Source organism: Pseudomonas sp. ADAK7 (assembly GCF_012935675.1).
In the GTDB taxonomy this organism is placed as follows: Bacteria; Pseudomonadota; Gammaproteobacteria; order Pseudomonadales; family Pseudomonadaceae; genus Aquipseudomonas.
Genome location: NZ_CP052861.1, coordinates 768,570 through 786,858 on the forward strand (window position 1 = coordinate 768,570; position 18,289 = coordinate 786,858).

Genomic DNA, 18,289 nt, shown 5'->3' on the forward strand with positions numbered 1-18,289 from the left:
AATCAAATTTTCTCCCGTCGGTCTTCACATCCCTTTGTTGCTAGTCGACAATGCGCCCTCTGCTCCGGGGTAGTTCAGCGGTAGAACACTCGGCTCTTAACCGGGTGGGCGCTGGTTCGAATCCAGCCCCCGGACCCACTACATCGCAGGATCAGAAGGACACATGTCCAGGCACGATAGGGAATCGGATGAAATGGCCGGCATTAACACCGGTTATGCAGTCTTTCAGTTGTCTCGTGCATTGACCGCGTCCGGTCTCGACACTGAGGCAAAAACGCTCAAGCGGATTGAGCGCTGGCAGCAGGTGGTCGAACACATGGTGCGGGGCACCGCCCAGTTTGGCTCACGCACACCGCTCGTGGATGTGCCTGAATGGGTCACGCTGGAAGTTGTCACCGGCGGTTTTGCTACCGGACAGCATCTGGCCGGTGGTGCACTGACCGAGCACGAGCGGCAGTTGGCCGCCTCGATCCCAGGCATCCGCCCTGGCTTTGAACGACTGGATCTCAATGCCTGGCACCTTACGGATGAGGGGATCGCATCGCTGCAAGCGCGTCTGGTGAACAGCGACTATCGGGTCGATGTCCCGGAGGAGGCCGCGTTACTGACCGTAGCCTGGCTGTTGGGCCAGCAGCGCTCGGAGGCAGCGCGCGAACTGATCGAGTCGATTGCGCCTTTTTTTGAGCAACTGCGTTTCTTTCCAATGGAATCTGACGGGCTGCCGCTCACGGCGGCGCACGTGCAGATCTACGATGTCGGCGATATCAAACAGCTGCTTTCACAACTTCCGGCGCAGCCGCGTCTGGCGCTGCACAAACACGTGGTTACAACCCGGTTGCCTTTCTACGACGCAGCTATCTCGCTCTTCCTCTTAACGTACCAGGATGACTGGCCTTGTCGGCAATATCCGGAAGGCTGGCTCGAGCAGGCGAATACCCTAAGCAGCCGGTTCGATACCACCTGTGGCACTGACAATCTCACCGGTGAACCTTTCAGGGATCGGGTAGGGGAGTTGCACGCGCTGCTGAAGCTCTGTTCCCGCGACCCAGCTTCGCTCACAGGCCGTCAGGTCGGACGAATCCGGCGGATCGTCAACGATTTTGTCAGCAAACATGGTCATCCTGAATCTGAAGGTCATCTACAGAGCCGGGCAACGCAGCGCCATCATGTGGCCGCACCCGAACATCATCTGATAGCCAAAGCGGTTGCTGAGCGTCTGACCGATTATCCAAGCTCAGAAGGTATCTCTGATTTTTCGCCCCTGCTGGAGCCCATTACCCATGGCGAGGCGAAGGCATATGCGCTGATTACAGGCGTTGCCATTCCGCTAGCGGTTCGTCGACGCCTCGAGCGCTGTCGAAAGGGAACCATCGCTGACTTGATTGAGCAGGGAGTGATTACCTCCGGGGATACCGTGGCGCGAGTGCTACCAACGTTGACGGCCGAAATCTGCAGCGCTGGATTTCGCGATACAACGCTACGTGCGTTGTCGATCGCAACATACCGTGCTTTTCGGCGGCGCCGTTCATTGCTGCTGCTCAATCTGCAAAGCCAAGTCAAACTCAGCGAGTTGCCTTGGGTGGCCGCCGTAGAAGTTGACCGCGTGGCAGACGCTGCGGCTGCGGAGGGCGCCAGACAAGCCTTGATCGAATCATCGGCAACGACCCTGTCCGCTTTCCCTCAGGCAATCCTTGCGAACAAGCTACTTCAGGAGTTTGGCTCGCTTGCTGTCACAGCGAAGCTGGATCTTCCTTTTGTGGAAGAGGTCGCGGCGGACATTTTCATGGGGGCCTTCTCGAACAAATTCGTGGAAGCAGCCAGGCGAGCGGCCTCGTTGATAGGCGGCAGCCTTTACGCCCGTTATTACGACATCGACGCCAATCAACTGGCGACTCTTCCCGATAAACCGAAACCGAAGAGACGGAAGGTTTCCTGGCGTCATTCGGGTACCAGTGATGCATTGGCCACCCTGTGTGCGCAGCGGGCTAATGTGCCCTTGGGTGAATGGCATTCAGCAACTAACGGAAGGATCATCGAGCAACAACAGATTCTGACGACGCAAAACCTCGCGCTTCTGTTTGGTGAACTCGGTCTGAAGACGCTACTGCATCATCGCCTGGGGACACTTGCTCTGGAGTGTTTCCAATGGATCTGCAGGCGACAGCAACTCAAAATCAAGTTCTACCACTCGCGCTTGGTGATGCTCAAAAATACGGCCTATGCCTGGCGGCAGATGGTGTTTTATTTGTCGATGCTGGATGACGCCGAGAGAGGCAGCGCTATCAACCGCATCGAAGCTCATTTTGCCGCTCAACCTGCTGCATTCCGGGCGCGATTTCTACCGGCCATGATCGGGTTGCGTGTAGCAGCTTCCGGGCTGCCGTTAACCCTGAGCCGGCAGAAAAGCGAAGGGGCTCAGGTTTTTCTCGGATGGACCAGCGAACGACATTGGTTATTGCCGCCGCCAACGAATGACAAGCCAGAGACGGTCTGAATACTGCAAAGCCCGGGTTTCTGGGCATTTAGGTTTTGAGACCCGTCAGCCAGAAACTCGGTTAGAGTGTTGATCAATGTCTGTTCAAAAAGGGCTCTCCACTCGATTCGCCTGGTCGCGCCAAGCGGTTCCAGCGAACGAACCGGGCAAAAAAAGCCGTATATCAATCGTTATGTGAAGAAGGAATCGTCCGCTGTTTGTTTCTCTAGATGGGCCCAAAGGAACCGGCAAAACCACACTTCTGGAAGCCGTTACGAAAGTACTGAGGGCAGACAACAAAAAGGTGATCCGGCTTTGCGAGAGTAAAAGCGATCCCTACAGGGGTGAAACAATGGCCCTCGTTAACAAACTCGTCAGAAATCCTTCCCGGGATTTGGAGTTGGAGGTTTGTGAGCGCTTTGCTGATAGCCGTCATTGGATTTCCCAGCACGTGCTCACTAAACAGCCACCGGACAGCATCATCTTGATCGATCGCTGGTACCCGTCTGATGCCGCGTTTCGCCGGATAGTCCCGTTTTCAGAGATTCTGCAGTTGAATATCGATCGAAACGTGCAAGTGCCAGACCTGCATGTCGGGGTTGTCACCGCCCCTGAAATTTCATGGGCGAGGGCCGCGGCACGAGGCCGTGGGCTGAGCAGTACCGTGATGCATAAGCTGGAAGAACATGTGGCTTGTACTGAAGCGTTCGAGCGAGCGGTTGCAGATAATGGCTGGGTTCTATGCCGTAATGAAGGAACGATCGAAGACGCAACGATGCAGGTCATTTCTGAGATCTATAAGGTCCTTCGATGCCCCGTAGGCGAAGCTTGCTGCGCCGGCCTTGATTCGGTGAGATAGCCGTAGATATAGATCGTTAGCAGTATCGAGTGAGTACGCCGAAGTAACGATCAGCATAGCGGCATCTTCTAGTAACCCCAGATATTTCAGTTGGTTATGCTAGGTTGATGACATTTACCCTAGGATTTGTAACTTTTTTAGTCTCCGATTTTTGCCAGCAAAAAAAGGATAGCGGGATATGAATAAGTAAAAAATAGATAATGCGTAACGCACGAGAACGGAGCGGCATTCAAAATTAACTCCACTGCATCCAGATGCTCAGACATGGCTTCTTGATTAGGGGGCTCCAAATGTGGAAAAACCATTGCTTACGTTCGAGTATCTCTAGCTTTTCAAAAAGCTCGGCTTCCATGGGGCATCGCGCGGGCCCTCAATTAAATAGCTTATAGCGCTATTTCGCAGGTTATTTTGATGGATACAACGATCGAGCGCTTCATTGTCATTAGTGGCAATAAATGAGTATTTTGGCTGCGCCGCAAAAGCCAAGTCGAGACCATATTTACCGCTTAGCATCTCATTCATCAGCGCCATTTGACATGAAGCTGAAGCAGTATCATTTCGCGAAATAAGTGTCTTCTCCGCGCTCGTGTTAAGTATTAGTGATGGTATCAAATAGTCGTCTGGGGTCATATCTAACTTGAGATGCGAGGGTAACCCTAACGGTAATATCTCTTCAATGTATCTTTGTAATAAGGCTTCTGCGAGGTTCAACTCCTCGAAATGCGCGGCCAACAGGATAAGGGCTTTATGTAGTGCTAAGAAGAGCGGGGTTGGCTCAGAAACTGATTCGCCACAAGACTCTCTAAGCAGCCAGGTAAGACAAGCCAATACATCTGAGTCGGCATTTCTACTTAATTTTTCAAGACTTCTAGAGGAAATCTTCAGACGTTCAAATGGGGCCGCCGAGTCGTTATTTCTTGGAAGCACTAGCCGCTGGACCTCGGGTACCAGCAATCGCAGGAAGCTGTCATCGTCGAATATCTTGACATTAGTCAGATCAAGAACCAACCAAAGAGGGTGGTTAAGTTCCCGTGTTGAACCGTGAGCTATTTTTTCGACCATTTTAAGCAGCTTAAGCTGTGGACGATGTATACCCTTGCGATAGTTTGACCATTTATTCTTGCGATACTCGACTGCTCCCCCAGTGGAGTAGGAAAAAGCATCCGGCTCAAATGCCTTTTCCATACTGTAGTCGGACGTTAGGCCTGCACGGGCACGCAGCTTGGAATACCAATACCGGATGCACAGGCTTCGGAGGGGTTCCAGAGTAACAATTTCAGTCATTGGCATATACCGCGCATAAGGCTTGCGCAAGCAAACGCAAAATAATAATCCCAACAAAATCAATAAGTTGCTAAGATTTTTAAGCAGAACATAGAGTAATAATAGTCGGAAGTTGCCCTCTGTGAAAGTCTTCGTCTAATGTTTAAGATTTGTGTGACTAAACAACACAGTGCATGCCATGACCCTACAACAAGACTACGAGCGCCTGGCTTCCGAACTTGAGCATCGTCTGTGTGAGCGTTATGGCTTGATGCTCGGGAGCAAGGACCTTTGGAGGGAACTGGGGTACCCAAGTCCCAACGCATTTAGACAGGCGCTGATTCGCGGCACAGTAGACATTCCTGTCTTCGAAGTCAGCAATAGGCGTGGTAGGTTTGCGCTCGCCCATGATGTCGCTCAATGGATCGCGAGCCAGCGACTGGGTGTAGCAAAAGCTTAACTTCGACTAGTAAACCGCCGTAAGCAGGAGTTGCTGTTATGGATACTGGTTAAGAGCCAGAAAAGTGATCTGGGACAGAAACGCAAAAAGCCCAGGGGTGGTGCCCTGGGTTTCTATTGAGTCGTCAAGAATTAGTACGCCTGACGCCCTCATATTGCATTTCTAACGCGTAGCTGTCAAGCCAGCTGGTTTCACGTGTTCCCTAAAAAAAAATTGGTCATTTAAGCTCTCCATGGCATTGCACCTAAGGGGCCACTGCCCCGATGGCAGTGTTTGCCTAGAAGCAGCGGCCAGGTTGTGCGCTTAACGGCGAGCAATTGACTAAAGAACAAGATGGCTAACTCCACCGCCAAGGCTGAACTGCCAAGCAGCTTTGTTGAGGTGCCGGTCAAAAGTGGACTAGTCCATCATATTAGGGTGCACATATGAGTTCGTTGAAGTCTAAACTACGCGGTCACTTGATGGCTTCCCATGGGGCCCGTAAAAATACGAGAAATAACATCTGGATAAACTATAGTCATAAAGTTACCAAAGACATCACTCTTGCCAGTAACAATGAATGCTTGTACTGGGTGGCTGCTCTGGAGGCAAATCCTTTCGTGAGGTCGTTCAAGTTCGGGTGTGAGCTTAAGGCAAAATACCCTTGGGAGGAACAGTTTCGTCGCCGTGATTTTATCTTGGTAGAGAAAACCGACAATTCGCTCGAGCTGCACCAACTCGCGACCAACTCTTGCCCTTCCGGGCCAGTCGAAGCATTAATCTTATACGAACAAAAGAATATTGAGCTCGAAACAGTCCAGGTAATAAGCGCGAAAGATGTGCGTATGCTTGTCCCTATGGCTATGTGTTGGTTTCAGCTCCTCACTTTTTTGAATCAGATTAGAAATGAAGTCTTTGCTGCCCAAACAGATATGGTCAATCTGCACATTCGAAGTCGCGTTGCGGGGACGGTAGGTGCATTATTGGATGATCTTGATCATCAGGACCCGATGATTGTGTTGGGCGTGTTTGCCAGGGAGGCGGTTACAGGAACTCTAAACATAGAGTTCAACGACGCGTGCTTTGGGAAGTGCACTCGATGGTCGTTGAGGTCTGGCCAATGAAAATCAGACGCCATCGGAGTCAAATTGAACATTCAGTCAGGGTAACGATGCCTTGGGATGAGGTTTTCGTGGGAGATATGAGCTCCGCAGACAGAGACGTCTTCCAGCGGCGGATATCAGCAATTGACTTGTATATTAACGGCGCTCCGCAAGCGGAAATTTTGTTGAAAACAAAAATCAAGACCAGCGATCTGCATCGCTTGATGAATCGTTGTGTATCAATCGCGGAAGATGGCTTGGTCTGGGGGGCGAGGGCATTAATACCCCACTACCGTATTAAAGAGTATCAGCGAGAAGCTCCGGTCAGACCGAAACTTCCTGAGCAAAAGGGAGGGTATGCAGGAGTGATGGGGGGCATTCTAAGAAGATACCCTGACCTGCAGACCGATCTGGCAAGGAAGATCTTGAAGCTTGGAAAGAATCCGGACCTGCTGGAGTTCAGGCTGAAGCCTCAAACATTACATCGAATATTCCTTGATGAGCTTAAAATTGTCGGTCACCCGAGCACGGAGTGGCCGTTCAATACGAAGTATCAAGGTGGGCGAACGATTTCGGAATTCATGAAGCAAATTTTAGATCTAAATTTTGACAAGCAAGTTGAAATTTATCATGAGCAGGGAGCGAAAGCGCATCTGTCAGTTGGCAATGGAACGGAACCAACCATTCGGGTTAACCAGGTATACGAAGCGTGGGAGGTGGACAGTCACAAAGTTGATGCTGAGTTTTCGATTGGGGTTAGGAACGCCGATGGTCTCATGAGCGATATCAACTTGAAGAGGATCAATATTCTAGCTTTGGTAGATAGGGCTTCGACAGCGGTTGTGTGGTTTTTGGTTGTCTACAGCAGTGAGGTAAGCGCGACAGATGTCGTTCGACTGATCACCGAGAGTCTTAGAGACACGCTGCCAGTCCCTGTTAAAGATTTACTAGGAATGCAAATAAAGGGCGACGCGGGTTTTCCTAGTGAAAAGATTCCCGAGCTGCAGCATGCGCTACCTGGAATCTTGATGCCTGACAATGCGCTTTCAAATCTGGCTGCGCCTGTTTCAATGGATTTAAGACGCCGATTGGGATTTTACCTGAACTACGGACCGCCGGGGCACTTTGAGTGTAGGCCCAATGTCGAGCACACCTTTAAAAATATTGCTGAAGGAATTTTTCAGCGCATGCCAAACACTACCGGTTCAAACCCGATGGTGGGCCGTGCAGGAAGAAGCGCAGAAATTGCTAGGAAGTACCAGATTGAAGCCGAGGTGGTAGAGGAGCTGGCTTATCATCACTTTGCGCAGCATAACGCTTTGCAAAGTGAGGGTATAGGATATTTGACTCCGCTAGAGTTTATCCGGCAGAAGTTAAATCTTTCAGATCAACACTTTATTCCGAGACGACTTTTAAGAAGTCAGGTAAACGGAACATTAAACTATCGCACCGTTCGGAAAGTGAAAGTAAAGTGTTATCCGAAGCGTGGCATTCGGCCATACGTCCAGCTTGACAGAGTGCGCTACAGCAACGCGATTCTCAAAAAATCGCCATGGTTGAAAGATGCGGCTATTTCTGTAGAAATTGACGAGCAAGACTACAGAACGGTCAAGGCGTATTTTCCAGACGGGGCACCCATTGGTGTGCTTACGGCCTCAGGCAAATGGTCACGGACAAAGCATAGCCGAAAAACAAGAGTAGCCATTAATCAACTCCGCTCACTACGAGTTCTTACGATTACAGAGTCCGACGACCCGGTTGAGTACTATTTAAAATATTTACATACCCAAGTTTTACGTGCGAAAGGGGTGGCTTCTAAACATCTTAGCTCGGTGAGTTCGAGATCTGTTGCCACTGAAATAGGTAGGGTAAATCAAGAGGTTTCCGTTGAACGACCAGATTTATTATCGGAATATTTGGGTGAGTTGCCATCCATGGGCGCGGAGGACACTGATAACAAGTGCGAAGGTATGGACTCCAGCGGTCTGGTAGTTCCAGATTTGTCAACAAGTTCGGTTGTTAAGTCCGTTATGCCTACGACTATTCCAGACCTAAAGGGTCTGATGAAAGGTTTTCAATAGGATGATCTCATGAACGTTTTCGATCCGTCTGACCTACCTCAACGCGACAATTTGTTGAATTCGCACCCCATTAGAAAAAAGTCATTTACGACGTTAACACAAACGATTGAACGCGCGTACGGCATGATACGCGAGCAGATATGGCTAGGACGCCCGAGCCTTTACTTCTATTCAACCCCGAGAATGGGAAAATCGCAGTGCGCACTTGCAATTAAGCACCTTGCTAACCAAGAGTTTCCGGATAAATTCGTCGTCCTAGTTTCGTGTGACGTCTCGGAAACTGAGTCGATAGTAGAAAGTATGGCCAAATCCCTGAGTCTCATGCAGAAAAGTCGAGAAAACCTCGCTAAACTCAGGGGGCGATTGACCACGCATATCGCATGCGAGCTTTCATCCTTGCTGGGCAGTCATTTCCTGCTAATTCTCGACGAGATGCAGGCCTTGGACCTTGATGATTACAAGCATTTACAGGTCATCCAAAACGATCTCAAAATCAGTGGCATTGCAACTACAACGATTGGGTTTGCACAGTCGGACATAAACAGCCGACACAGTAGCTTTCGTCTGGCAAAGGAAGACGCCATTTTAGCCCGGTTTCTGAGCCAACGCATTGCTTTTGAAGGCTGTACCGACGAAAAATGGTTAACAGCCCTACTGGAAAATTTTGACAGCAACCTCATTTACCCACCAAACTCAGATTGCTCTTATACCCGTTTTTTTTTACCAAACGCTTTCGCAGATGGTTTCAGGCTAAGTGCCTACGCACCGCTGATATTTAAAATAGCTAAGCAGGCAGTAGGGGGCGTATCGGTTCCTATCCCCATCGAGCATTTGTTTATTACAATCGAGTATCTTCTGATCAGCTCTCGGGTGAATGATACTCTTGGCTTTGAACTCTCCAGTGAAGTCATCGCTAGTGCAATTGCTCAGTCAAACATGGCCGAGTTTTCAAGTATATTTAAGTGAGGAGCAACATGCCAGCGGTCCTTACATTTCATAAAAAAATGGCACCCTATGAGTCATCATGGTTAGTTATGCTTAAAGCGTTGTTGGTCAACGATATTTCGCTAAATGATCTGATGAACTTAGTGTTAAAGACTGATGCGCCCAGGAACGGCTCCAAAATTTACTGGCTGGAAAGCCATCAGTTCAATGTGTCAAAAATTTCACATACGCTATCTATTCCATTGCCAGCGGTTGAGAATTCGTTTATAGACATTCTAATGGGATCTAACCGTCCTATTGGGCCAGCCACCGTACGTCATTGCCGGGTGTGTATCCAGCATCTTTTTCATAGTGCTTTGTTTCAACTTTCATGGGTCACGCATTGCCCTATACATGACGCTCCGCTAGTGGAGTGCAAAAATTGCACCTCGTTCTTGAGAGATAATAGTCTGATCAAAATTAGGAATGCAGAAAGAGGCGGTCGATGCAATCACTTGGCTCCATTCAGGAAGCAGAAGTACCCAATATCATTATTGTCAGATATCGAAATTGATCAATACACAGTATGGGCTCGGTCCGTTGTGGAGTGGTTATCCCGGGCAGCTATGGTAATGCCAGGCGAGTTTGCGCGAGTGGTCTCAGTTCCTTTGAAGCATTGGGACGTAAAGCTCCGATTTGTGTTCTGGCGATATCTCGAATCCCGGGTTGGACTCGCCCCTATATCAATTCCAGAAGTCAACTACGAGGCCGCGCGAGCGGCGTTAGACCTCCCTCATAAAATCCCTGATGATGGAGAGCTAGAGTACAGATCATCTCTGATTTCTGGCATAAAATCCGTCCGCCGTCATATATGTAGACACTTCCTCAGACGGCATCGGTCCTGCATTTCCATCGTTAGAAGTCTAACGCTTAATCAATGCAACGCACTCCTCAGTGACCGACGGTGTAGCTGCTCACTCGCATACTATTGCTGGCTGGTGAGGGTTTTTAACATTTACACCATGCGAGATCTGAGAAATCCGAGGTTAGACCCCTATGCCGAGCATAGACGGTCTTGCCCTGAGCCAAGGGTACGTGACTTACCAGGCTACCTCCTCGAAATTTGGCTTGCTTTTTTTGATATCTGGGCCGGAATTGAAATATACGACGCGGAGTCAAGCGACTCTTTTGAGGCTGCGATACTCATCCGAGCCAATCGTCAATTTGATTTGATCCACCCAAATTTTTCGTTACAGACCCGTCACGTCGATTCAGGACAATTAAAAAATCATTACTTTGTAAAAGCGGATTTCTTGCTCAACCAAAGCCTTGCTAGATGTAAGTGTAGGGGGAACGGAAGCATGATAATGGACTATGTCGTTGCAGACGATGTCGGCATTCCTAATGTGCCGCGAGAAACTCTTTTCGTGCTCCGGTGTCACGCGTGGCATCATGTTAGACAAAGGCGTTATATTTACGTTTAGACAGCCGCGCACGTCTACGGTCTAAGCTAACTCATAGCAATCACCCTGAATTGATGTCCATCCCTTCGTGTTGCTGTTCCGGTTTAGGTGAACTTGATAACCTCGAAAATTACCTGTTTGTTCCAGTAATTCAACGCGAAGATGTATAAGTGTGGGTGGCAGTGTTCGCACTGGAAAACTGCTGCAGATCGAAGCGCAAAGGTAGCGCTCTCTGCGCCCGACTACACCGGGAGCGCCATTCAACTGGCCAGTAGACATTCTCGAGGTCGTTGCCCTCTCGACGGAGTTTTGCGCCTGATGGAGTGCATGAGCGTTATGATTTAGCAACTAGCGGTCATCACAAGCTCTCTTGCCTACCTCGCATTTGGTCGGGAGCCTATTGGTCGAGGTGACCGACCGGGGGTGATATTCACTCGCTCCCCTTAAGGAGCTCTGTTGCTTTACTGCCCAACAATGAACCGGCCTGAAAATAACCCATCACCGTGCCGACACTGCGGTGCAGGAGTGTTCTATGGCTGGTACGACTCAAGCTACCACGGCGTTTGGCCGGTCTCCATGATGTTGGTGCTCTTTGGGGTGCTGACCACGCTGACATTGTTGACTATTCGAGCGCCTTTACCCGCTCAAAGCCCTGCCATCGTGGCAGGACTGAGTCGCTGACCCGTTTATTTTCACTGTTCCCTTTTCCCGGTTGCTCGCCGGGTTTTTTTCTTCGAGGAGTGTGTATGCGTAGCTTCTACCGTGGTCGGGACCTGAATCGCGTTCACAGCATCGCCGAACTTGCGGAGCTGGCTCGCCATCGGTTGCCGCATTTTGCCTGGGAATACTTGTCTGGCGGCTCCGAGGACGAGTTGACCCTGGCCCGTAACCGCGCGTTATTTAGCGAAGTACATTTGCATTCGCGCACGCTGGTTCCGTGTCATCCACCGGTGACCCAGCGTCGCTTGCTGGGGCGTGAACTGGCCGTACCGATGCTGATCGGACCGACCGGCTACAACGGCATGCTGCACCGCGATGCCGATCTTCACCTGGCCCGGGCCGCGACCGCACGCGGGTTGCCGTTTTGCCTCAGTACCGTATCCAACGTCTCGATGGAAGCGATCAAGGCGCAAGTGCCGGACGTTAATCTCTGGTTCCAGCTATACGCCATGCGCGACCCTGAAATACAGGCCAGTCTGCTGTCTCGAGCACATGAGGCTGGCGTCGACACGTTGCTGTTGACCAGTGATGCGATGGTGCTGGGAAATCGTGAGTGGGACCGCCGTAATTTCGTTCGTCCGCGCGAATTGAGTCTGGGCAACAAACTCGATGTGCTGCGCCATCCCCGCTGGCTACGTCAGGTCATGTGGCCGAACGGCTTGCCGTCTATGGGAAACCTGGAACCATACCTGCCGCCCGCTGAGCGCAATGCCCTGGGTTCGATGAAGTTCATTGGAGAGCAGATGGAAACGCTGCTGGACTGGTCCATGCTCGCTCGCCTGCGCGATCAGTGGTCCGGGCGCTTACTACTCAAGGGCGTGCTGCACCCGGCAGATGCCGAAAAAGCCATGACGCTGGGGCTCGATGGATTGGTGGTGAGCAACCACGGCGGTCGCCAGCTTGAGGGGGCGCTCGGGAGTTTGGATGCGCTACGGCTCATCGCGTCTGTGGTTAAAGGCAAGATGGCACTGTTACTCGACAGTGGTATCCGGCGTGGCAGTGACATCGCCAAAGCCTTGGCCCTTGGGGCTGATGCGGTATTGCTGGGTCGCGCCACCCTCTATGGCGTCACCGTGGCCGCAGAGCAGGGTGTCGGTCGCGCGTTGGACCTGCTCCACGAAGAGTTCATCCGTACGCTCAGCCTGATGGGCTGCGCCGATATCGCGGACCTAAGCCCCGACTGGCTGGCAGACATCCACGCTCAATCGATCTGCCGGGGATGACGTCATGGAACTGTACGAACTGATCACCTTCACGCTGCGTGTGCGCACGTCGGCGCAAGCGTTGCCTCGTCTGCAACAAGCCCTTGAGGAGGCGCCGGAGGGGGTTAGCCTGATGGGCTGTTGGCTGTCCGAAATCGGCCAGCAGAACCGTATTGCAGTCCTTCGTGGATTTACCGATACCCAAATCCGCCAGCAGGAACGTGAGCGCTGTCTGCTGGCCAGCGACGCGTTCGGCATCGGCGAGTTCGTGTTGAGTCAACAGATTGACGACTATCGGCTTTTCCCGTTCCTTGAACCTTTACCACCAGGAGCTCATGGGCCGTTCTACGAGCTACGTGAATACGACCTGGTGCCTTCGGGGTTGGCTCCGACGCTTGCTGGCTGGCGCAAGGCGGTGGGGCCGCGCACCGGTGACGGCTATTCATCTGTGTATGCGGCGTTCTACGCCACGAGTGGGAAGCTGCCGCGCTATCTGCATATCTGGCCGTATTCGAGTCTCGAACAACGCTTGCAGGTGCGCACCCGGGCCGTGAGCGATGGTGTGTGGCCGCCTGAAAACTCCGCGCCGCAATTGCTAGAGATGCAGTCTTCGGTTTACTTGCCCGCGACGTTTTCACCTTTGCACTGAGCATCCGCCAAGGATGATTTTCTGCATTAGGTTTCCTTGGATTTACAAAAAGAGGGGCGGTGGTGAGCGACAAATTGGCTGGTATTTCAACCTTCATGATCGCCGCCGAAGCGGGTAGTTTTTCCGCAGCCGGTGAACAGCTTCACTTGATCCGCGCCGCCGTAAGTAATGCCGTGGCAAGGCTTGAGAAACGCCTGGGCGTCAGGCTGTTTCAGCGTACTACTCGCAGCTTTGCCTTGACCGAGGATGGCCAGTTGCTATACGAACATTGCTCACGCGCACTGGCCGAGATAGAGAGCGTGGTCGCTTCGTTCGCCTCGAGGCGGGATTAGCTGTAGCGGGACTGCGGTTAAGGGGCAATGCCTCACGGACATTACCCAGTGTATTTTTTCTGGCGTAGCGAGATGAGCGTCGAAGTGCTGCATACCTTTCCGACATGCGCAAGCGTTGGCCGGCAGTGGACCAATCATTGTCCAGCGGTAATTCCAATCCGATAGAGAAGTTGTTGGGGCCGAGCAAACGTTGAAAATGTGAGTTCATCAGGTCTCCTGCGCCTTGCATGATGCAGGGCGACTCCATGGGTGAATACCGACAGTATCTGCGGCTCCATCCCGGAGAAAAATGCATCAGACAGCACAATAGTCTTGATTAAAATGCACGATTAGAAAGTTTTCCTGTCAGGAGGAGGAAGGGGCAATCGCTGCGAGTCTCGCTTCCCGTTCAAAACTCAAAAAAATGCCGCTAATTGAGCGGCGTTATGTTTGTGCGTGATTTGTGGTAATGACTGCCCGGCCGACTAGTCGTGGTTCGTTCACTTCATTTGTTCCCCTATTTCCCAAGTGGAGGAGCTTCAGGCCTACGCCTATACGTTGCGTAAGCGGCGGCCTGAAGACAGTCCCTGCGGCAATGTACTAGTTTGAATCGATTAGCCTTTCGCTTGGCTCTGGGACTTGAGTCGATCGAGTATCACCTTACCCACATCCAGCGCTGAACCAGGGTTTTGACCGGTCACCAGTTCGCGATCGATGACGATATGGCTGGTCCACGGTGAAGTGTTGCTACTGTATACGCCGCCGGCTTGTTCCAGTGCCGTTTGCGGATAGAACTTCATCGCACCGCCATTCAACAAGCCCTTGGCCAGTTCCTCTTCCTGATTGCTGATGACCGTGAATTTGTATCCTGCATAAGTCCAGCCATGCGTTGGGGCTTTGCCGTCGACTTCGAGTTTCCGAGTGAAGGCTGTTGGGTCGGACAGAGTCGACAGTAGCGCAATCGGGCCATGGCAAACGAGGGCGGTTGTCTTGCCGTTGTTATGGAAGTTGTTCAGCAACTTCCCCAATGCGGCGCTATGCAGCAGATCCTCCATAGGTGCATGGCCACCAGGTACATAGACAGCATCGAAGTGCCCGTAGCCGATCTGTTCGACCCGCGACAGGCTAATGACCGGTGACTCACCCGGCGAGGTGATCTTGAGGTGCTCCAGCAGCGCCTTGTACTCCTGCAGTGCCGCAACGTCATCGTTGAAATACATCTTGTCGGCGGACGATTTGTCCAAAGTCGGCGCCTTGCCTGTAGGCGTCGCAAAGGTCACCGAGTGTCCGGCATCGAGCATCAGTTTTACCGGTTGCATCAATTCGTTCAGGTAAAAGCCGGTTGCAAAGACTTTCTTGTCCTTGAGCTCAAGGTGGTCTGAATCAGACATCACGACTAGGACGTTACTGGCCTGTGCGTTGAAGGCTGAGGTGCAAATGGTCATTGCAAGGGCGAGACGAGTGATAGGGCGCATGGGATTTCCGAGCAATAGAGAGTGAATTCGATCAGCAGGTGTCTGATCCCGATACGACTATATTCATGCCTCCATGGGCGATAAACTTGCGCAAGGGAAAAGCACTTGTTCTTTGGAGGTAAAGGTGAGCCGGCGATTCGATTATCTCGCAGACGTAGAAGTCTTCATCACTGTGGTGGAGAAGGGCTCCCTAAGCGCAGGGGCCGTTCTTCTGGCAACTACCCCGTCAGTGGTCAGCCGTGCGATCTCACGTCTGGAAACACGCCTGGGTGTTCAGTTGTTACGGCGCACGACTCGACGCCTGAGCCTGACCGAGGCGGGACTGCTTTACCTCGAACAGTCCCGCGCGGCGTTCTCGCTGATCGATGATGCAGAGCGGACGATCCAGGGGCAGGAAGGCGCGTTGACTGGCCGTGTACGGCTTAGTGTGCCGACGACTTACGGCCACTACCGGCTGCCGGTATTGCTCTGCCGCTTTACTCGGCAGTACTCGCAGGTGCGCATCGAGTTGAGCATCAGCAATCGAAATGTGGATCTGGTGGCCGAAGGGTATGACCTGGCCATTCGCCTTGGGCCATTACCTGACAGTGGCCTGATTGGACGCAAACTTGAGGATGCGCGTTTGTGCGTGGTCGCCGCGCCGGATTATCTCCGGCGTGCAGGTACGCCGCACAGCGTCGACGAACTGCCAGCGCATGCCTGCCTGCCATTTGTGATGCCCAGCAGCGGTCGGGTCGGCCCCTGGCTGTTCTGTGAGCAGGGTATTGATCGGGAGTGGATACCTGAGGCGAGTGTTCAAGTGTCCGACGACGTACTTGGCACTGTGTCTTTGGCCGAGCACGGTATGGGGATTTGTCAGACCTACGATTTTATTGTTCGGGAGCGGATTCAAAGCGGACGCCTGGTGCCGCTGCTCGAACAGTCGGGTGGACGGTCCCGACCGTTCTCGGTGATTTTCCCGCCTCATCGCCAGCTATCGGCTGCGTCCCGGGCGCTGATCGACTTCCTGATTCGCGGGGTGGCAGATCAAGCCCACACGCCACTCAACGAGCGTCAAGCGATCGGATAGGTCGGGTAGTCGGTATAGCCCTGGGCGCCTCCTCCATAGCTCAATGCCCGGTCCGGTTTCAACAATGGCCAGTCGTTGCGTAGTCGTTCAACCAGGTCGGGGTTCGCGATGAAAGGTTCACCAAATGCTGCGATGTCGATCATCCCATCGCGAAGAAATTGTTCCGCTCGTTCCTTAGTCATGCCTCCTGCGAGCACTAGCGTGCCATGGTAGTGGGTGCGAAATTTTTGCAGGAAATCCCGAGGAATGGGCGAACTGCCCCGCGACAGCTGATCCATGAAATGAACATAGGCCAGACCGCGTCGGGAGAGTTGGTCGGCGACATACAGATAGGTTTCTTCGACATCCTCGTAAAGCCCCATGTCAAACAGGCCGCCAAAGGGTGACAGGCGAATGGCGGTGCGTTGCGCACCGATACGTTCAATGACGCTGTCGACCACTTCCAGCAAGAAGCGTGAACGGTTTTCGAGGGTATCGCTGTGGTATTCGTCTGTGCGGTCATTGACCAACGGGTTGAGGAATTGTTCGATCAGGTAGCCGTTGGCGCCGTGCAGTTCAATGCCATCGAAACCGGCGTCAATAGCATTCGCGGCTGCCTGGGCAAAGTCACGAATCACCGCTTTGACTTCCGGCGTGGTGAGGGCGCGGGGTTGGGAGACGTCGACCGGACCGGGCTCGCCACGCTCGGTCAAACCCCAGGCCTGGGAGTTACGGGCAATCCGCGAGGTCGAGCTGACCGGGTCAATACAGCCTGGCTGAATACTGACATGGGAAACGCGCCCGACATGCCATAGCTGCGTGTAGATAACGCCGCCGGTAGCGTGCACTGCCTGGGTTACTTTGCGCCAGCCGTCGATCTGTGGCGTGGTGTAGATGCCGGGGATGGCCAAAAAGCCTTCGGCCGAGCGCGAAATGGGGGTGCCTTCGGTGATGATCAGTCCGGCGCTGGCGCGCTGGCTGTAATAAAGCGCAGTGAGGTCGTTGGCGACGCCATCCGGGTACCGCGCCCGTGTCATCGGCGCCATGGCGATACGGTTGCGCAACGTAAGAGTGCCGACTTGGATGGGATCAAATAATGAGCTCATGGGGACCTGTCCTTTCTTTATGTTGCTCAAGAAGGTAGGCCTGACATAGCAAACTGATAACCCGATCCGGCCGAACATGATTTGTGAAGCCGTTTCACAGTTTACTCAACCCTGCAGAGCTTGGCTGCGTTGTGCATTCGCTTCCACTGTATATGGAATTGGTTTCACAAGATAAATGAACGTTTTCCACTTATTGCTACGTATCGCCAAGTAGCGCTTGTGATATTTTTTCACTAATCAATGAGTGGGGAGGCGGACGTGGATAACAGAGCAGGCGAGATGCAGGTATTTGTACGGGTCGTCGACGCCGGCAGCTTTTCACAAGCAGCGCGACAGATGCTGATGACACCTTCGACGGTCAGTAAATTGATTGTTCGACTAGAGCTGCGTCTGGGTGTACGTCTGCTCGAGCGTTCGACACGTAAGCTGTCGCTGACCGATGAAGGACGCATCTACTATGAACGCAGTAACGCTTTGCTGGCAGAACTCGACGACGTTGAAAGAGTGTTGGCCCAAGGCGCACAGAAAGCACGCGGAACCGTGCGCATCAATGCCTCGGTTGCGTTTGGCACAATGGCGATCGAACCCAATTTGCCGGCCTTCTGGGAAGCCCACCCGAACATCCAGATCAACCTGTCCTTGAGTGATGATATCGTTGACATGTACCTGGATCGAACAGACGTTGCATTCCGTGTTGGCGTGTTAACTGACTCGACCCTACGTGCGAGGAGTATCGGTATTGCTCGGCGCAAGATGGTGGCTTCACCTGAGTATCTGGAAAAGTACGGAGTCCCCGACACCCTCGAAGACCTCGCCGAGCATAATTGTTTGAGCTTCAACTTTCGGCGCTCTAGTCCAGTGTGGCCCATGCATCAGAGTGGCCGCATCGTTGATCGAATCGTCCAGGGCAACCTGCAAGCCAACAATGGCGAGACCGTTCGACGTATGGCCATCGCCGGGGTGGGGATTGCCCGATTGGCGGACTTTCACATCGATGAGGATCTCGCCGCTGGCCGGTTGGTCGAGGTACTCGCGCAAACAGGCCATGACAGCGAGGAAGTCAATGTGCTGTATCAGGGTGGACAGCATGTGCCCCAGCGTATCCGAACGTTCCTCGACTTTATGGTGCCGCGTCTGCAAGCGTTCATGAATAGGGGGTGAACCGCGTGCCGT

At 52.5% G+C, this 18,289-nt stretch carries 13 protein-coding genes and 1 tRNA gene; 11 read left to right on the plus strand and 3 right to left on the minus strand.

All coding sequences use genetic code 11. The features are described from left to right. Positions 1-63 precede the first annotated feature (63 nt). The 3 genes from HKK53_RS03485 (at position 64) to HKK53_RS03495 (ending at position 3,332) form a co-directional block, all read left to right on the plus strand. Positions 64-138 (plus strand) — tRNA-Lys (locus tag HKK53_RS03485). Between the two features lie 55 nt (positions 139-193). Further along, positions 194-2,494, plus strand: a complete 2,301-nt coding sequence (locus HKK53_RS03490; protein WP_169369504.1) for a hypothetical protein — start codon at positions 194-196, stop codon at positions 2,492-2,494. A gap of 193 nt (positions 2,495-2,687) precedes the next feature. Continuing rightward, a complete protein-coding gene (locus HKK53_RS03495) occupies positions 2,688-3,332 on the plus strand; it encodes a dTMP kinase (protein WP_169374169.1) in 645 nt (214 codons plus the stop codon). Between the two features lie 324 nt (positions 3,333-3,656). Here the strand turns inward: HKK53_RS03495 and HKK53_RS03500 are convergent, their stop codons facing one another. Further along, a complete protein-coding gene (locus HKK53_RS03500; protein WP_169369506.1) occupies positions 3,657-4,616 on the minus strand; it encodes a hypothetical protein in 960 nt (319 codons plus the stop codon). 864 nt (positions 4,617-5,480) lie between these two features. On the opposite strand from HKK53_RS03500, the gene HKK53_RS03505 reads away from it, so the two are divergent. The 6 genes from HKK53_RS03505 to HKK53_RS03530 all read left to right on the plus strand — a co-directional run bounded on the left by HKK53_RS03505 (position 5,481) and on the right by HKK53_RS03530 (position 13,508). Continuing rightward, positions 5,481-6,158, plus strand: a complete 678-nt coding sequence (locus tag HKK53_RS03505; protein WP_169369508.1) for a hypothetical protein — start codon at positions 5,481-5,483, stop codon at positions 6,156-6,158. Next, complete coding sequence (locus HKK53_RS03510; RefSeq protein ID WP_169369510.1) at positions 6,155-8,218, plus strand: hypothetical protein; 2,064 nt, start codon at positions 6,155-6,157, stop codon at positions 8,216-8,218. Before HKK53_RS03505 ends, HKK53_RS03510 begins: the two co-directional genes overlap by 4 nt. Positions 8,219-8,227: 9 nt before the next feature. Then, positions 8,228-9,184 (plus strand): AAA family ATPase, encoded by a 957-nt coding sequence (locus tag HKK53_RS03515; protein WP_169369512.1) that lies wholly within the window; start codon positions 8,228-8,230, stop codon positions 9,182-9,184. 2,167 nt (positions 9,185-11,351) lie between these two features. Continuing rightward, positions 11,352-12,548 carry an alpha-hydroxy acid oxidase gene (locus HKK53_RS03520; protein WP_169369514.1) on the plus strand — a complete coding sequence of 399 codons (1,197 nt, stop codon included), beginning with the start codon at positions 11,352-11,354 and terminating at the stop codon, positions 12,546-12,548. A 4-nt stretch (positions 12,549-12,552) separates the two neighbouring features. After that, positions 12,553-13,176, plus strand: a complete 624-nt coding sequence (locus HKK53_RS03525; RefSeq protein ID WP_169369516.1) for an NIPSNAP family protein — start codon at positions 12,553-12,555, stop codon at positions 13,174-13,176. A 62-nt stretch (positions 13,177-13,238) separates the two neighbouring features. Then, positions 13,239-13,508 carry a LysR family transcriptional regulator gene (locus HKK53_RS03530; RefSeq protein ID WP_202027631.1) on the plus strand — a complete coding sequence of 90 codons (270 nt, stop codon included), beginning with the start codon at positions 13,239-13,241 and terminating at the stop codon, positions 13,506-13,508. A 593-nt stretch (positions 13,509-14,101) separates the two neighbouring features. Here the strand turns inward: HKK53_RS03530 and HKK53_RS03540 are convergent. Then, positions 14,102-14,962, minus strand: coding sequence for a type 1 glutamine amidotransferase domain-containing protein (locus HKK53_RS03540; RefSeq protein WP_169369518.1), 861 nt, complete (start codon positions 14,960-14,962; stop codon positions 14,102-14,104). Positions 14,963-15,086: 124 nt separating this feature from the next. On the opposite strand from HKK53_RS03540, the gene HKK53_RS03545 reads away from it, so the two are divergent. Continuing rightward, on the plus strand, positions 15,087-16,031 hold the full coding sequence (locus HKK53_RS03545) for a LysR family transcriptional regulator (protein WP_169369520.1): 945 nt from the start codon (positions 15,087-15,089) through the stop codon (positions 16,029-16,031). On the opposite strand, the gene HKK53_RS03550 is transcribed toward HKK53_RS03545, so the two are convergent. Further along, positions 16,016-17,116, minus strand: coding sequence for an alkene reductase (locus tag HKK53_RS03550; protein ID WP_169369522.1), 1,101 nt, complete (start codon positions 17,114-17,116; stop codon positions 16,016-16,018). The genes HKK53_RS03545 and HKK53_RS03550 overlap by 16 nt on opposite strands. A gap of 258 nt (positions 17,117-17,374) precedes the next feature. Here HKK53_RS03550 and HKK53_RS03555 point away from each other — a divergent pair, with 258 nt between their 5' ends. Beyond that, the gene (locus HKK53_RS03555; RefSeq protein ID WP_169369523.1) at positions 17,375-18,277 is read left to right on the plus strand and encodes a LysR family transcriptional regulator; all 903 of its coding nucleotides are present in this window, start codon (positions 17,375-17,377) and stop codon (positions 18,275-18,277) included. Positions 18,278-18,289 lie beyond the last annotated feature (12 nt).

Coding starts and splice junctions, on each gene's coding strand:
- HKK53_RS03490 (WP_169369504.1), top strand. CDS start 194: ATGGCCGGCATTAACACCGGTTATGCAGTCTTTCAGTTGTCTCGTGCA.
- HKK53_RS03500 (WP_169369506.1), bottom strand. CDS start 4,616: ATGACTGAAATTGTTACTCTGGAACCCCTCCGAAGCCTGTGCATCCGG.
- HKK53_RS03505 (WP_169369508.1), top strand. CDS start 5,481: ATGAGTTCGTTGAAGTCTAAACTACGCGGTCACTTGATGGCTTCCCAT.
- HKK53_RS03510 (WP_169369510.1), top strand. CDS start 6,155: ATGAAAATCAGACGCCATCGGAGTCAAATTGAACATTCAGTCAGGGTA.
- HKK53_RS03515 (WP_169369512.1), top strand. CDS start 8,228: ATGAACGTTTTCGATCCGTCTGACCTACCTCAACGCGACAATTTGTTG.
- HKK53_RS03520 (WP_169369514.1), top strand. CDS start 11,352: ATGCGTAGCTTCTACCGTGGTCGGGACCTGAATCGCGTTCACAGCATC.
- HKK53_RS03525 (WP_169369516.1), top strand. CDS start 12,553: ATGGAACTGTACGAACTGATCACCTTCACGCTGCGTGTGCGCACGTCG.
- HKK53_RS03540 (WP_169369518.1), bottom strand. CDS start 14,962: ATGCGCCCTATCACTCGTCTCGCCCTTGCAATGACCATTTGCACCTCA.
- HKK53_RS03550 (WP_169369522.1), bottom strand. CDS start 17,116: ATGAGCTCATTATTTGATCCCATCCAAGTCGGCACTCTTACGTTGCGC.